The organism is Metabacillus rhizosphaerae (assembly GCF_037201795.1).
Taxonomy (GTDB): domain Bacteria; phylum Bacillota; class Bacilli; order Bacillales; family Bacillaceae; genus Metabacillus; species Metabacillus rhizosphaerae.
In genome coordinates this window covers 4,839,975-4,854,033 of the sequence record NZ_CP147403.1, presented here as the reverse complement: position 1 = coordinate 4,854,033, position 14,059 = coordinate 4,839,975, and the positions used below count along the sequence as shown (strand labels likewise).

Genomic DNA, 14,059 nt, shown 5'->3' with positions numbered 1-14,059 from the left:
AAGGATTAGGGCACTATTTTTCATTTTGTAGAAACATATAATAAGATGAAAATAAATGATATAATAAACGTAACAGAATACAAAGATAGAAAGCGGGATGTAAATGACAGATTTAATGAGTGGACTAAATCGAATACTAGAATGGGTCATGCGGTTGTCCGTGATAAATTTACTTTGGATTGGATTTAATCTACCAATCTGTTATTTGGTTCTTTCCTTATTATATGCAAATGACTCATCCGCATTATTTATGTTATTAGCAACCATCATTATTTTAGCACCTTTTTTCTTTTTCCCTGCAACAACTGCCATGTTCGGGGTTGCTAGAAAGTGGGTAATGGGTGATCATGATGTTCCTCTAGTAAAGTCATATTGGAAATATTACAAGGAAAACTATGTTCGAAGTTTATGTGGAGGAATCATTTTTACTCTGATTTGGATCATTTGGGGAGTGGATTTCTACTTCTTTTCAAAAGTAAACATCATCATTAGTTCTCTCTTTTTAGTAGGGTTTTTCTTTCTTTTTTTAATTACACTATTCTTTTTTGCAAATACAGTACATGCTGACTTAAAGTTATTCACAAGCATTAAAAATTCGTTTTTCCTATCATTAGTATATCCATTAACGAATCTTGTGATTGTTGTTATTACTGGAATCATCATCTATGTCAGCTTAACAATGTTTACATTTCTTATCCCGTTTTTCATGGGCACGTTGATTGCTTTTATAGCTTTTGCTGGATATTACCAAAAGGTAGTGAAGATTCACGGTGACAATAGGGAAGTAACGGAATAAAAATAAATTCAAATAAAACTTGGTTTGTCTATGAGGCAGCCAAGTTTTTTATACTATAAAGAAACAACGAATATTTTATAGTTCATCCTGTGTTAATAGGCACGAAAAGGTAGTATATCCTTATAAAGCAATAAAGTTTTTTGTAATTAACATCTTTTCATACAATCTATAGAATTTAGAATTATCACAAATTAACTACCATATAGAAAAGGCTTAGTATTTTGTTTTGCTAAGTCATTTTCTTTTAAGTACTTCATATTTTAGAGACAAACCTAAAAAAGACGCTCAGATAATATTAGAAGAAAACTAGATAATTTGAGACCATGAATATACTTATTATTTACACTATAATGATAATAGTTTTATTGGAGGTTTGAGTGATTTGAATGAAACGCTGACAGCAAGTTATCGAAATAAGTGGAAAGGGGAGCATCCCTTTCACTATCATTCTCATCAAGATTATGAAATTTATTTTTTCCATGCTGGGGAATGTAGATATCTGATTCATAATCAAATTTATGACCTTGAGCCTGGGGATATTTTAGTCATGGATGGACTAACTTTGCATAAGCCGAATGTTAAACCAACCAGCGATTATGTTCGTAGTGTGATTCAATTCTCGCCTCTATGGATTAAAAGCCTTCTAATGGAAATGGGAAGTATGTATTTACTTGAAACCTTTCAAACGTTACACAATTGTTTGATACGAACAAATGAAAATGAGCAATCAAAGGAATTGGAACATGTTTTTTGTCGTCTTGCTAAGTTAAAAAGAACAGCTAAATTACCTAACATTCAGGCTGAGACAGAAATGAAGGTTTTGTTACTCCAAGCATTAATTGTCTTACATAGACTTGGACAAATGAATTCGATTGAGATTCCAAATCAAAAAGAGGATAAAGCGGTACATGCTGAAAATATTGCAGAGTATATTCAGCAGCATTATATGAACAAATTAACATTGCAGAGGATATCAGAAAAACTGAATTTGAGCAGATCCTATGTTGCACAAGTGTTTAAGACAATGACAGGCTATACTGTTATGGAGTATGTCATGGAGTGCAGATTAACACAGGCAAAATATTTAATTGAAATGGAGCCACTAAAACCGTTAAAAGATGTTGCTTATGAATCTGGATTTGAAAGCGCTACACATTTTAGCCGTTATTTCCGAGAAAAGGTAGGTGTGTCGGCAAAAGAATATCGCCATATCCGCCTCAATAATAGATAAAGGAAGTGTTTTGTAGTGGAGCATAAATTTGCAGCACAATTATATACATTACGAGAAGAGTTAAAAGAAGGAATCCGTCCGTTATTCAAAACGCTTAAAGAGATGGGTTGGGCAGGGGTACAAATTTCCGCCTTGCCAAAAGACTATGATCAAAACGAAGTTGCGATAGCTCTGAAAGAAAATAACTTACAAGCAGCAGGAATGCATATATCGTTAGACCGTTTGAAAGACAACTTGAATGGTGTTTTGAAAGAAGCAGATTTATATGGAACGAAAGACATTATACTTCCATCAGTTGCTCCGGAATTACAAAACCAATCTGGATTTAAAGAAATCAAACAAACATTAAATCGAATTGCAATGGAAGCCCCAGAGTATCGAATTTCCTATCATAATCATGCATTCGAATTTGATATTGAAATAGATGGGCAAGATGCACTTCGTTATCTACTTGAACCTACTAATGATAATAAAATTTTAGCAGAAATTGATGTGTATTGGCTAAAAAAGGCTGGCAAAAATCCGCTCGACTATATAACTCTTTATGCCAATCGGATGCCGATCATTCATTTAAAGGATATGACGAATGATCAACGCCAAACCTTTGCTGAGGTGGGAACGGGTGTCATTGATTTCGTACCGATTTTAGAGTGGGGTGAAAAGAATGGTATTGAATGGTATGCCGTTGAGCAGGACATATGCGAACGTTCTCCTTTGGATTGCTTAGAAACTAGTTTACTAAACTTAAAGAATTTCGCAAAACAAGTGAAATAATATAAATGGGGTGAGGAATATGAGTTTGATTAAAGTTGGTGTAATAGGTATTGGGAATATGGGAAGCTCTCATGTAAAGCTTTTGGGTAAAGGTGAAATAAGCGGAGCTACTCTTACTGCAGTATGTGATCCAAATTCTGATCAACTCGAATTGATAAAAACTAAAGCAAAAGATGATGTACAGATTTTTCGAGATGAAGATGCATTTTTGAATGAATCTGGTATTGATGCAGTTCTTATTTCGACGCCTCATTACGATCATCCAAAATTAGCGATGAAGGCATTCGCTAAAGGGATGCATGTTCTTATTGAAAAACCTGCAGGTGTCTATACAAAAAATGTGGCTGAGATGAATAAAGCAGCCAAAGAAAGTGGAAAAGTCTTTAGCATTATGTATAACCAACGGTCTAACCCAATTTATCAAAAATTGCGCGAAATTATTCAAGCTGGTGAATTAGGCGAGATTAAACGGACAAATTGGATTATTACGGACTGGTATCGCTCACAAAGCTATTATGACTCAAGCGAATGGCGGGCAACCTGGCAAGGCGAAGGTGGAGGTGTGTTATTAAATCAGGCGCCTCACCAGCTAGATTTATGGCAGTGGACCACAGGACTTATGCCAAAGAGAGTTCAAGCGTTTTGCAGCTATGGAAAATATCATGATATTGAAGTAGAGGATGATATCACAGCATACGTAGAATATGAAAATGGTGCTACAGGTGTATTCATTACGTCTACAGGTGAAACACCAGGAACAAACCGCTTTGAGATCGCTGGTGATCGCGGGAAAATGGTTGTTGAAAATAATAAACTTACTTTTTACCGTTTAACCCAATCAGAACGTGAATTCAATGCAACCTATACCGGTGGTTTTGGAAATCCTGAATGCTGGACAATCGACATCCCCATTCAAGGTAAAAGCGCTGAACACCAAGGTATTATTCAAAATTGGATTGATTCCATCATAAAGGGTACACCATTGTTGGCACCAGGTGAAGAAGGAATAAAAGGTTTAGAAATCTCAAATGCAATCTATTTATCCTCCTGGTTAAACCAGCCTGTTGAATTGCCAATTGATGCAGACCTTTATTATGAAAAATTACAAGAAAAAATAAGCCAATCAACTTTTCAAAAAAAGAACGTAAAGAAAGTAAATTTAGACGTTGCAGGTACTCATTAAGAGAGGGGAATCATGATGACGAAAGATGGAATGAACTATGCTCCAAAAGGGAAACCAAATCCTGTGGTGGAAAAAGGGGCTTTTCAATTCGCAGCAGCTGCCCTTGACCATGGTCATATTTATGGGATGTGCAATGGGTTAGTTGAAGCGGGAGCAACATTGAAATGGGTATATGACCCTGATCCCGAAAAAGTAGCTCAGTTTGTCAAGGCTTTTCCTAATGTGCTACCAGCTGAATCTTTAGAGCAAATTTTAGCAGATCAATCAGTCATGCTTATCGCCGCCGCTGCAATTCCTTCAAAACGGAGTGAACTCGGAATTCAAGTAATGAATGCGGGTAAAGATTATTTTACCGATAAAACACCCTTTACCACTATTGAACAGTTAGAAGAAACAAAACAAGTGGTGGAGCAAACGGGACAAAAGTATATGGTTTATTATAGTGAGCGCCTTCATGTAGAGGGAGCAGTTTTTGCTGGAGAATTAATTGAGAACGGGGCAATCGGGCGTGTTATTCAAGTTACTGGTTTCGGCCCACATCGACTTAATGCTTCTAGCCGTCCTGAGTGGTTTTTTAAGAAAGAACAATACGGTGGTATTTTATGTGATATAGGCAGTCATCAAATTGAACAATTTTTATATTATGCTGGCTGTAGCGATGCGAAAGTATTGCATAGTAAAATAGGAAACTATCATAATAATGAATACTCTGAATTAGACGATTATGGGGATGCAACGCTGCTAGGAGATAATGGTGCAACTAATTATTTTCGTGTCGATTGGTTTACACCTGACGGGTTAAGTACTTGGGGTGACGGAAGAACCTTTATTATTGGAACAGAAGGGACAATTGAAATCCGCAAATACGTTGATATTGCAAGAGAAAAAAACGGAAATCACGTCTATTTAGTAAATCAAGACGGAGAACAACATTTCAACGTTTCTGGAAAGGTTGGCTTCCCGTTCTTCGGGAAATTAATACTTGATTGTATGAACCGTACAGAAACAGCAATGTCTCAAGCCCATGCCTTTAAAGCGGCTGAATTATGCTTGCGGGCTCAAGAGCAGGCAATATTCATTTCAGAACAAAGAAGTGTAAGTGAAATTAAATAAAAATAGCCCCAGCTCCTCGTAAACAGGTGCTGGGGCTGTTTTATTCTATAATAGAAAAACTCCCTAAAACTTGTATTAAAAGTTTGATATTCTAAGTTCAATCTTACTTTCAAAAGAATTCAATTTCAATCGTTTGAAAGTAAGATTGTTCGGATAGAAGTTGTTAATAAAAACAAATTGAAACCTTTGTTCATGTAAATACGTATAAGATACAAAATAAAGAAAAGAGGGAAAGTATGTTGATGGGATATTACATCCTAACTAACTCAAGAAAAAATATGCGGACTCCAAATATGACACAGTGAGATCTTACTGGTATTTATTAATTCATCAATTTTTTACACAAAAATCAATTAAAGATAGAGGGTATTAAAAATGGAATTTTTATGGTGGGGATTAACGATCCTCTTATTTGTATTAAGCTTTGTAGGAATAGTCTATCCTATTATTCCTTCGGTTGTGGCCATTTGGGGAGGATTTGTTGTTTATCAATTTCTGATTAATTCGAATGAGCTATCCGTATGGTTCTGGATCAGTATGACAGTATTAAGTGCAGTTTTAATCGCGGCAGACCTTATTGCCAACAGTTATTTTGTGAAAAAATACGGTGGTTCTAAAACGTCTGAGAAAATAGCTGCTGTTGCTACTATTGTTGGTTCATTTATACTCCCACCTTTCGGGATTATTCTCGTACCTTTTTTAGCGGTTCTTGTTACAGAGTATATTATTCATAAAGATACTACCAAGGCCATTAAAATTGGGTTTGCTACCATCGTTGGTTTTTTAGGCGGAAGCTTAGCCAAAATATTAATTCAATTGTTAATGATCATTTGGTTCATTGTGGCTGTTGTTTTTTAACTAATAATGATTGAATTTTTCTCCAATCAACTTAATACAGTTGGAATCCGTGTAATTTAACATACGAATAATTTTAGCGAAATAAACAAAAAGTCGATTTCTTATTTATCTAAGAAAATCGACTTTTTGTTCATTTGTTAGGGTTATTACCTCTCAAAACGGAACCAGCCAAAATCAAAATGGCATCCAGGCAGGAAGATGAAGGTGACTTTTTGTTGGTTGGTTACTTTATTCAATTCAAATTGTTGTTCTTCATATTCATCTGACTGTGTGAATTCGATGAGTTGATTACTTTCTTCTTCATCATTTGCAAAACGGATCTGAATGGTATTTTTATCATTATGTGACTTACCAAAAATGATTAGTTTCGTTGTACCATCACTTGTAAAATCCATTTGTTCAAACTCTAGAGATACATTGTTTCCAATTCCTTCAACACTATTTTCTGTTAAGGTAAATGTATCCCCATAGATGTGGTCACATTCTGACGTGATATTTTTTTCAAAGGCTCTATTCTTTTTCTCAAATGAAAATCCTTTAATATGCACCTTCTGTTGGAGAACAAAACAAATGGTTGTAATACCTTTCAGTCTTTTTGACAATTGATAAGTTTCTTCTTGATACACATTCCACTTGGATTCCTTTTGGTAGGTCACATCAGCTAGTAATTCACATCCATCTTCATTTGGAATTCCTTCCCAAATCTGAAGAGAATACTCTTCACTTGTTAAAGCGAAAATTGGAATTGTTATTTTATCAGAGCCGTAAGGACCAAAGTCAATTTCACGAAAACCTACTTGAGTCTCACCATCTCTACTTGTCGCTACTCCTCGTTCGTTACCGTTTCCAACTTCCCCTTTACTATAATCATAGAGTCCTGCGGAAATAAATCCATAAGGATCTTTGTAGGCTGTACCTAGACCAGCTGCCTTAAATTCTAGCTGGGAGATAATTTTTGTCTTGTTACTACCATTCTTGCTTGTACAGCGAAGTAGAAATTCTCCATCACCAAATGCGGTTACTTTGGCCTCATCACCAAATGCTTCTACTTTTGCAATATTTGACACAATCCCTGTAGCATTAACTACACTCCATTCAACTTCTTGATAAGAAGTATCTACTGGGTACAATCTTGCTCGAACAAGAATCTCTTTTTTTGATTCATCAAATACTTGTCCAGAATCACTGATTATTTCAATCTTACGAACAGGAATCTCCTCATTGCCACCCATGACAACAGGTAACTCTTGATTTTTCATACTGGCAGAAATCCCATTTAAAGCTAGGTTATTCATTGCTTGTGACTCAAATTCAACGATTTTAGTTTCCAAACCTTTTGATGAAACTTCAATTTGGATTTTCCCAGGTTCTAAAGTTGCCCCAATGATCGCCATTAATTTTCCACTGAATAATCTTCTGCTTACTCCTTTATATTGATCATAATCTGTGCTATCGCCATTATCGAGACCAATAAGACGTCCAGCTCCTGAGACATGTACATTTACTCTATTCGTTGCATTCTCAACTGGATTCCCATCTTTATCTTTCATTGTTATTTCTACAAAAAGTAAATCCGTACCATTAGCAAGAAGTTTTTCTTTATCAGTATTCAAGCAGATTTTTTTAGCATCTCCGAAGGATATTTTACGATCTGTCGCAATGATGTTGCCTGTTTCATCATAAGCAATCGCCGTTAACTCACCTTCTTCATAAGGAATCTTCCACCATCCAACAAGCTGTGTTCCATGTTCATGGTCAATATCATAGATTCCGATTGTATTCCCATTTAATTGAAGTTCAATTTTTGGCGCATTGGAGCATACTCTAACATCAATCATTTGCCCTTTATTAAAATTCCAAAAGGGGAAGATATGGACCATTGGTTTTGTTTTATAATCTGTCCATGCTGCTTGATAGATGTAATACGAATCTTTCTTAAAAGTAGCAGTGTCAATCTGTCCAAAATAAGAGTTTTTTGTATGATAAGGTGTAGGTTCTCCAATATAGTCAAACCCAGTCCATATAAACTGACCGAGTGAGAAGGGGGTGTCTCTTTCTGCTAAAATACAAGCTTCGGCTGATTTTGCTCCCCAACTGGTTGTACTATTTCCAAGTGCAGAACATTGTTCGTCATCGTCTGCAAGAATTGATTTATCAAATGGGAAATGATAGATCCCTCTACTTTGCACAACAGATGCTGTTTCACTACCATAAATAATCCAATCTGGATGTTCTTCATGATGTTTTTGATAATATTTTTCTGCATAGTTATAACCTGAAACCTTAACAAGATCAGCACATTTTTGTGCATTCTCCCACGGCATATAATTTGAACCGATGGTAACGCTTGCATTTTCTTTCGGATCATATTTTCGTACATATTCGATAAGCATGCTTGTAATTTTTTGTCCTCGATCATCTGCATGGGTATCATAAATTTCATTTCCAATACTCCACATTAGCAAGCTCGGATGATTCCGATCCCGCTTTACCCAACTTTTCACATCAACATATGCCCATTCCTTAAAGAATCTAGCGTAATCATAAGGAGTTTTTGCTCTTTCCCACATATCAAAAGCTTCCGTGACTACAAGCAAGCCCATTTCATCTGCTAATTCCATAAGTTCTTTTGCTGGCATGTTGTGAGCTGTTCGAATAGCGTTAACACCCATTTCTTTCAAAATTACTAATCTTCTTTTCAATGCAGCTTTATTTAATACAGATCCTAGGGCTCCTAAATCGTGGTGTTCACAAACCCCATTTAATTTCATCTTTCTCCCATTTAGTTGAAATCCATTTTGGGGGTCAAGTTCTATTACACGAAACCCGATATTTTGTGAGATTGCTTCAATTTCCTCTAAACTCTGATTTTTATCGTTATTTTTCACATGTAGGCGGGTTATAAGCTGATAAAGATTAGGTTCATCTGTGCTCCATAACAATGGATCTTCTAGAAATAACACTTGTTGATTAAGTGTACTAGAATCACTGCCCGATATAACTCTCTCTGATGTAGATGTAATTATTTCATCCTTATAAACGAGACTATGCGAAACTTGTACTTCATCAAAGATATTTATTTCTGTGTCGACTTCTAACTGCCATACATTCTCTTTCTTTTTTGTTGTGCAGTATATTCCATCTGTAACTATATGATTCTTATCCCTAGTTTTTAGCCAGACATTACAATAAATGCCAGCACCAGAGTACCATCTGCTATTTGGGCTTTGATGCACGACCTTCATAACAATTTCATTTTCTCCTTCGACCAGTGCATCTGTGATATTGTGTTCAAAAGAGGAATACCCGTATTTCCATTCTCCGATAAATTGTTGATTCACATATAGGGAAGAATCCATGTAAACCCCATCAAAACACAAGAGAATTTGTTTTTCATCCTTCGTATATGTAAATTTCCTACGATACCAACCTATACTGTTTTCATATAAGTCTACAGTATTGTATATTAGCCAGTCATGAGGTAAATCAACAGGTTCAAATGTCAAAGTAGCACTTTCGCAAACTTCTAAACTACTTTTGGAAAACTCCCATCCATCATTAAAAAGTACTTTTTTATTCATGTTTGTTATACTCACTTTCTTCATTTATTTTTTGGAATGTCGAAAAAGATTGAATATACAGATAAAATAGCATGAACTTAGTTTATTGACTATACTTACTATATATTAATCTATGTAGATTTGCAATTTAAGATGGATTAATGAATGGTTTAACATTTCCATTCAAGAAATGAGAGTGCATAAAAAAATAGTGTAATAAAACGAGGGAAAATAAAGAAGATTCGCTATAAACATTCAAGAGGCTGCTAATTAAATGTCCATTGAAATTTAAAAGGATACACATATCTTATGAGCAGAAGTGTTTCTTATACTAAGGTTAATAACATAAAAAGGTGTAAAAACATCATAATTAGTCATTTTTATATCTTGATACACATGATAAAATTTTGTAAATGCTTTCATATTTGAAGGGTCATGATGAAATATAGAAAACTTGTAAGAACTAATCTAGAAGTCTTATTTATTTATTACCAATATGGACTGACAATTGGGATGTGGATTTTAAATTACACGCTCCTTTTAAAAAAAATGATCAAAGGACGTTATCAGAATGGAAAGTTAGATAATTGAGATCTCCTCAAAAGAACCATTGAAGGACATTGTTAATATGAAAGAATAAGAACTAAGATTATTGTTGATTTTGCTGTCGGTAAATGTTCAATTATTATCCTATTAATTATTATAAAAGGGGGACATTCATAATGAAGTTAAACTATCAAACTAGTGCAAAGACTTGGACAGAGGCACTTCCTATCGGAAATGGTCGACTTGGAGCAATGATTTTTGGTGGAGTTGAACTGGAAAGATTACAATTAAATGAAGATACTTTATGGTCAGGAAGCCCGAAAGATTTTAATAATCCAGATGCAAAAAAGTATTTACCTGAAATTAGAAAGCTTATTTTTGAGGGGAAGTATGAAGAAGCTGATCATATTGCAAAAAACATGATGGGTCCCTATACCCAATCCTATCTACCTTTTGGTGATTTATTAATAAAATTTGCTCACGATGGAAATGAAAAAAATTATAGACGAAGTCTTGATTTACAGGATGGTATAGCTCGTGTCCAATATGATATTGATGATGTAACCTATACACGCGAAATGTTTTCATCTTTTGAGGATCAAGTAATTGTTATTCACCTTAGGGCAAATAAACCGGGCAAGATTAACTTTACTGCTAAATTAGAAAGCTTACTTCAAACCGTAATAGAAAAGTCTAATGAAGAACTTATTCTTAGAGGGATTTGCCCGGAAAATGTAGATCCAGGCTATTTCCGAGATAATGAGAATCCCATTATTTATGAACAAGAGGGAAATGGTAACTCACTAACATTTGAGGGGCGGTTAGCTGTTCAGAAAGATGGTGGTGTATCCTATTTAGATGATGAAGGTCTTACTGTTTTAAATGCGACAACAGTAACACTGTTCTTTTCAGCTGCTACAAGCTTCAATGGATTTGATAAATCCCCTCGTAAAGAAGGGAAAGATCCTTCAGTAACAGTCATGAAACACTTATATGAAGCGAAAAAAAGTACATTTGAAACACTTCGAGAAACTCATATTAAAGACTACAGATCACTGTTTGATCGTGTTGAGCTTGATTTAGGTCCATCATTAGTTACTAATGAGATTATGACAGACCAATGGATTGAACAATATGGAGCAAGAGATCCTAAATTAGTGGAGCTTCTGTTTCATTTTGGCAGATATTTAATGATCACAAGTTCCCGTCCTGGAACACAGCCTGCCAATTTACAAGGCATTTGGAATGACATGATTCAGCCACCTTGGAGTAGTAATTACACACTCAATATTAATGCACAAATGAACTATTGGCCTGTAGAAACATGTAATTTAGCTGAATGTCATCAGCCATTCCTAAATTACATAGAGGAATTAGCCCACAATGGAGAAAAAACAGTTCAAACAAATTATGGTCTGCGAGGCTGGACTGCACACCATAATGCAGACATTTGGCGTCAATCTGCTCCTGTAGGGGCATATGGTCATGGTGATCCAGTTTGGACGATTTGGCCAATGGCTGGAGCGTGGCTTTCACAGCATCTATGGGAGCATTTTGCATTTAGCCGAGACAAACAATTTTTACGTAATAAGGCTTACCCAATTATGAAAAAAGCAGCATTATTTTGTATGGACTGGCTAATTGAAGATGAAAAAGGATATTTAGTGACAGCGCCTTCAACTTCCCCAGAGCATAAATTTGTAACGGAAGATGGTAAAATGGCAGCAGTTAGTATGGCGACAACCATGGATCTGTCATTAATATGGGACTTATTTACAAGCTGTATCGAAGCAACAAAAGAGTTAAATAATGACATCGAGTTTAGACAAGAATTAGAAGAAAAAAGATCAAAATTATTTCCACTTCAGGTTGGTCAATATGGGCAACTACAGGAATGGTATAAAGATTGGGATGATCAGGAACTTAACCATCGCCATGTTTCACATCTTTTTGGGGTTTTCCCGGGGAGGCAGTTTACTGAAAAGGAAACACCTGAATTATTTAAGGCTGCTAAACATTCTCTTATGCGCAGAGGTGATGAAGGGACTGGCTGGAGCCTTGCTTGGAAAATATCATTATGGGCTCGTTTTAAAGATGGAAATCGGGCTCTAGGTCTAATAACTAACCTTCTTCAGCTTGTAACTGATGAGAATAGCACAAATTATCAGCGTGGTGGAGTATATTCCAACTTGTTTGATGCACATCCACCTTTTCAAATTGATGGGAATTTTGGTTTTGTCGCTGGGGTTGCTGAGTTATTACTTCAATCTCATACAAAGGAAATTCATTTATTACCTGCATTACCTGATGCATGGCCAAATGGGCATGTTCGTGGCCTTAGAGCACGTGGTGGATTTGAAATAGCTCTACAGTGGGAGAATAAGAAGTTAAAGCAAGTCGAGATACATTCATTACAAGGAGAAAGATGTGTTCTTAAAACAGATGTCAATGTGGAAGTAAAAGTAGGGGAAAAAGTTGTTGAAATTGAAAAGATAGGATATGGCGCCATTTCTTTTGCTACTGTTGCAGGAGAATATTATACCATTCTCCCAATAAAAGCAGCTACTATTTAGTTGAGAAATAGATTTGATAACTAGCTAGAGGGCGACTTAAAAGGGTCTGACAACTACCAACATCACTAATATATAGCTCCTTTCAACTTTTAAGGAGCTATATGTTGTGATGGAGGGATTCGATCCTTTGGTATTGGTTCGCCCATTTATATTTTTCCTGGAAGTGATCCGTACCTTTTGATAGATAACATGAGAAGATATAAAAGCATCAGAATAAGTCATTTTTATATCTTGATACTCGTGTTAAAATTTTGAAAGCGCTTTTAAATAGGAGAGACCATGATGAAATATAGAAAACTTGGGAATACGAATCTAGAAATCTCTACTCTAAGTTATCGGGCCTCATCATTAGGAAAGAGAGGGATCAGTCAGTTATGAAAATAGACGCACATCAACATTTTTGGATTTATAACGAAAACGAATATAGCTGGATTAGTGAAGACATGTCTGAATTACAACGTGACTTTTTACCAGAAGATCTTGAAGGACTGTTACAATCTCTTGATTTTAATGGAGCGATTGCTGTTCAAGCTAGACAAACATTAGAGGAAACAAGTTGGCTTTTAAAACTAGCACAAAAATATGATTGTATCAAGGGAGTTGTTGGCTGGGTTGACCTCTGTTCGCCTGATGTAACAGAACAATTGAAACATTTCACAGATAATCCTTATCTTAAAGGAATTCGCCATGTCATCCATGATGAAGTAGATGATCAATTTTTGTTAAGAGAAGATTTTCAGAGAGGCATCAGTGAACTAAACGATTTTGACCTCACATATGATCTCCTGCTTTTTCCAGTGCATATCCCTTATGCCATCGAGCTTGTAGAAACATTCCCGAAACAGCAATTTGTATTGGATCATATCGGCAAGCCTGATATAAAGAATAAAGTGATTTCGCCATGGAAGGAAGATCTTACAAAACTAGCAGAACACCAGAACGTCTATGTGAAACTATCCGGCATGGTGACTGAGGCCAATTTGAAGAATTGGAGAAAAGAGAACTTTGAAGCATATTTAGACGTAGTATTTAAAGCCTTTGGACCAAACAGAATCATGATAGGCTCTGATTGGCCCGTTTGTACTGTTAGTAATCGCTATGAAACGGTCATGGAAATTGTCTTGGATTATGTTAAGCGATTTGCTCCAGAATCGGAGAATCTGATCCTTGGTGAGAACTGTGCAAAATTTTATTCGATAAAATAAGAAAGGTGAGAAGCCATCGGTTTGAGAAGGCAGTAGTTCTATTCTATAAGTTGGGTGCAAATAAACAAAAGTGATCCTTTTATAAAATAAAAAATAACGGAAAAATAGATTTTTAAATGAAAATAATAAAATAATCTGTTTTCCTACATAATGAGAAGGTATTTATACAATAAGTGTAAAATAATAAACTATGAAAGTAATAGATATCTTAATTTTTAAT

At 35.5% G+C, this 14,059-nt stretch carries 9 protein-coding genes; 8 read left to right on the top strand and 1 reads right to left on the bottom strand.

Translation table 11 applies throughout. The features are described 5' to 3' along the window. Positions 1-103: 103 nt before the first annotated feature. From WCV66_RS23390 to WCV66_RS23365, 6 genes are all read left to right on the top strand, one after another. Positions 104-796: a YesL family protein gene (locus tag WCV66_RS23390; protein ID WP_338787047.1), complete on the top strand. Its 693-nt coding sequence runs from the start codon at positions 104-106 to the stop codon at positions 794-796. Positions 797-1,178: 382 nt separating this feature from the next. Further along, positions 1,179-2,027: an AraC family transcriptional regulator gene (locus WCV66_RS23385; protein WP_338787046.1), complete on the top strand. Its 849-nt coding sequence runs from the start codon at positions 1,179-1,181 to the stop codon at positions 2,025-2,027. A gap of 15 nt (positions 2,028-2,042) precedes the next feature. Next, positions 2,043-2,801 carry a sugar phosphate isomerase/epimerase gene (locus WCV66_RS23380; protein ID WP_338787045.1) on the top strand — a complete coding sequence of 253 codons (759 nt, stop codon included), beginning with the start codon at positions 2,043-2,045 and terminating at the stop codon, positions 2,799-2,801. A gap of 19 nt (positions 2,802-2,820) precedes the next feature. Beyond that, on the top strand, positions 2,821-3,984 hold the full coding sequence (locus WCV66_RS23375; protein WP_338787044.1) for a Gfo/Idh/MocA family oxidoreductase: 1,164 nt from the start codon (positions 2,821-2,823) through the stop codon (positions 3,982-3,984). A gap of 12 nt (positions 3,985-3,996) precedes the next feature. Next, a complete protein-coding gene (locus WCV66_RS23370; protein WP_338787042.1) occupies positions 3,997-5,097 on the top strand; it encodes a Gfo/Idh/MocA family oxidoreductase in 1,101 nt (366 codons plus the stop codon). A gap of 375 nt (positions 5,098-5,472) precedes the next feature. Then, entirely contained in the window at positions 5,473-5,955 is a 483-nt protein-coding gene (locus tag WCV66_RS23365) for a DUF456 domain-containing protein (RefSeq protein ID WP_066325042.1), read from the top strand. 146 nt (positions 5,956-6,101) lie between these two features. On the opposite strand, the gene WCV66_RS23360 is transcribed toward WCV66_RS23365, so the two are convergent. Then, positions 6,102-9,536 carry a glycoside hydrolase family 2 TIM barrel-domain containing protein gene (locus WCV66_RS23360; RefSeq protein ID WP_338787041.1) on the bottom strand — a complete coding sequence of 1,145 codons (3,435 nt, stop codon included), beginning with the start codon at positions 9,534-9,536 and terminating at the stop codon, positions 6,102-6,104. A 701-nt stretch (positions 9,537-10,237) separates the two neighbouring features. Between WCV66_RS23360 and WCV66_RS23355 the strand changes: the two genes are divergently transcribed. Both WCV66_RS23355 and WCV66_RS23350 read left to right on the top strand, forming a co-directional pair. Next, on the top strand, positions 10,238-12,634 hold the full coding sequence (locus WCV66_RS23355) for a glycoside hydrolase family 95 protein (RefSeq protein WP_338787040.1): 2,397 nt from the start codon (positions 10,238-10,240) through the stop codon (positions 12,632-12,634). A gap of 374 nt (positions 12,635-13,008) precedes the next feature. After that, entirely contained in the window at positions 13,009-13,839 is an 831-nt protein-coding gene (locus tag WCV66_RS23350) for an amidohydrolase family protein (RefSeq protein ID WP_066325053.1), read from the top strand. The last annotated feature ends 220 nt before the right edge of the window (positions 13,840-14,059 follow it).